Annotated in this window: 1 protein-coding gene; it reads right to left on the bottom strand. The window is 66.7% G+C overall.

Going from position 1 to position 2,459, the window contains the following annotated elements:
* Window positions 1-2,459 (bottom strand): methionine synthase (gene metH / locus QZH66_RS15090; protein ID WP_305806732.1); only part of this gene is annotated, 2,459 nt, incomplete at both ends.

Here is a 2,459-nt window from a genome sequence, read left to right as displayed (position 1 = left end):
TGTCCGGGTGGCCGATGTAGAAGCCGCTCACGCTGGCGGCCGGCGACATGGCCAGGCTCTCGGTGAGCGACATGCCGATCTCGCCGCACTGCAGGAGCGCGAACAGGTCGCGCTTGGCGCTGTGGTCGGGGCAGGCCGGGTAGCCGGGCGCGGGGCGGATGCCGGCGTATTTCTCGGCGATCAACTCGGTGTTGCTCAAGGCTTCGCCGCTGGCGTAGCCCCACAGGTCGGTGCGCACGCGCTGGTGCAGGCATTCGGCAAAGGCCTCGGCCAGGCGGTCGGCCAGGCTCTTGAACAAAATGGCCGAGTAGTCGTCGAGGTCGGCGATGAAGGCCTGCTCCTTCTTCTCGATGCCCAGGCCGGCGGTGACGGCGAACATGCCGGCGTAGTCGGCGATGCCGCTGCCCTTGGGCGCGACGAAGTCGGCCAGGCAGCGGCTCGGGCGCGTGACACCGTCCACCGTGTACTTTTCGGTCTGCTGGCGCAGGCCGTACCAGGTCATCGCCACCTGGCTGCGCGTCTCGTCGGTGTAGAACTCGATGTCGTCGCCCACGCTGTTGGCCGGGTACAGGCCCAGCACGCCGCTGGCACTGAGCCAGCGCCCGTCGATGATCTTCTTGAGCATGGCCTGGCCGTCGGCGAAGACGCGCGTGGCCTCGGCGCCGACGATCTCGTCGCTCAGGATGGCCGGGTACGGGCCTGCCAGGTCCCAGGTCTGGAAGAACGGGCCCCAGTCCATGAACGGCACCAGCTCGTTCAGGTCGAAATTCTTGAACGCGCGCCGGCCGAGCGCGCGCGGGCGCGGCGGCTGGTAGGCGCTCCAATCGATCGGCGTCTTGTTGGCGCGGATCTTGGCGAGCGGCCACAGCGGCGTCTGCTTCTTGTTGGCGTGCTGGGTGCGCACCTTGTCGTAGTCGGCATTGACCTCTGCCACGAAAGCCTCGACGTTGTCGCCGAGCAGGCTTTGCGCCACGCCCACGCTGCGCGAGGCGTCGGGCACGTAGACCACGGGGCCGTCGTAGTGCGGCGCGATCTTGACGGCGGTGTGCACGCGCGAGCAGGTGGCGCCGCCGATCAAGAGCGGAATCTTCTTGACGCGGAAATGGTCGTCCTTGTGCATCTCGGCGGCGACGTACTGCATCTCTTCGAGGCTGGGCGTGATCAGGCCCGACAGGCCGACGATGTCGGCGCCCTCGGCCTTGGCGCGCGCCAAAATCTCGTGGCAGGGCACCATCACGCCCATGTTGATGACCTCGAAGTTGTTGCACTGCAAGACCACGGTGACGATGTTCTTGCCGATGTCGTGCACGTCGCCCTTGACGGTGGCGATGACGATCTTGCCCTTGGTGCGCACGTCGCGCCCGGCCAGTTCGTCCTGGCGCTTTTCTTCCTCGATGTAGGGAATCAAATGCGCCACGGCGAGCTTCATCACGCGCGCTGACTTGACCACCTGCGGCAGGAACATCTTGCCCTGGCCGAACAGGTCGCCGACGATGCCCATGCCGTCCATCAGCGGGCCTTCGATGACGTGCAGCGGCCGCCCGCCCTGGGCCAGGATGCCCTGGTAGGCCTCTTCCGTGTCTTCGACGATGAAGTCGGTCAGGCCATGCACCAGCGCGTGCGACAGGCGCTCGCCCACCGTTTTTGGCGCCTCGGGCGTGCCGCGCCATTCGAGCTTCTTGCCCTCGTCCTTGGCCGCGCCCTTGGCGTTCTCGGCCACTTCGAGCAGGCGCTCGGCCGCGTCGGGGCGGCGGTTCAGGATCACGTCCTCGACGCGCTCGCGCAGCTCGGCGTCCAGGTCGTCGTACACGCCGACCATGCCGGCGTTGACGATGCCCATGTCCATGCCGGCGGCAATCGCGTGGTACAGGAACACGGTGTGGATGGCCTCGCGCACCGGGTCGTTGCCGCGGAAGCTGAACGACACGTTGGACACTCCGCCCGACACCTTGGCGCCCGGCAGGTTGGCCTTGATCCAGCGCGTCGCCTCGATGAACTCGACGGCGTAGTTGTTGTGCTCTTCGATGCCGGTGGCGATGGCGAAGATGTTCGGGTCGAAGATGATGTCCTCGGGCGGAAAGCCGACCTCATCGACCAGGATGCGGTAGGCGCGCTCGCAGATCGCTATCTTGCGCGCGAAGGTGTCGGCCTGGCCCTGCTCGTCGAACGCCATGACCACGGCGGCGGCGCCGTAGCGGCGCACCAGCTTGGCATGGTGCTTGAAGGCGTCCACGCCCTCCTTCATGCTGATCGAGTTGACGATGGGCTTGCCCTGGATGCAGCGCAGGCCGGCCTCGATCACCTCCCACTTGGAGCTGTCGACCATGATGGGCAGGCGCGAGATGTCGGGCTCGGACGCGATCAGGTTCAGGAAGCGCACCATGGCGGCCTTGCTGTCGAGCATGGCCTCGTCCATGTTGATGTCGATGACCTGGGCACCGTTCTCGACCTGCTGGCGC

This window comes from Stenotrophomonas sp. YIM B06876, assembly GCF_030711595.1.
Lineage (GTDB): Bacteria > Pseudomonadota > Gammaproteobacteria > Xanthomonadales > Xanthomonadaceae > Stenotrophomonas.
Note: the sequence above shows the minus strand (reverse complement) of the source record. Positions and strands in the feature narration are given on the sequence as shown.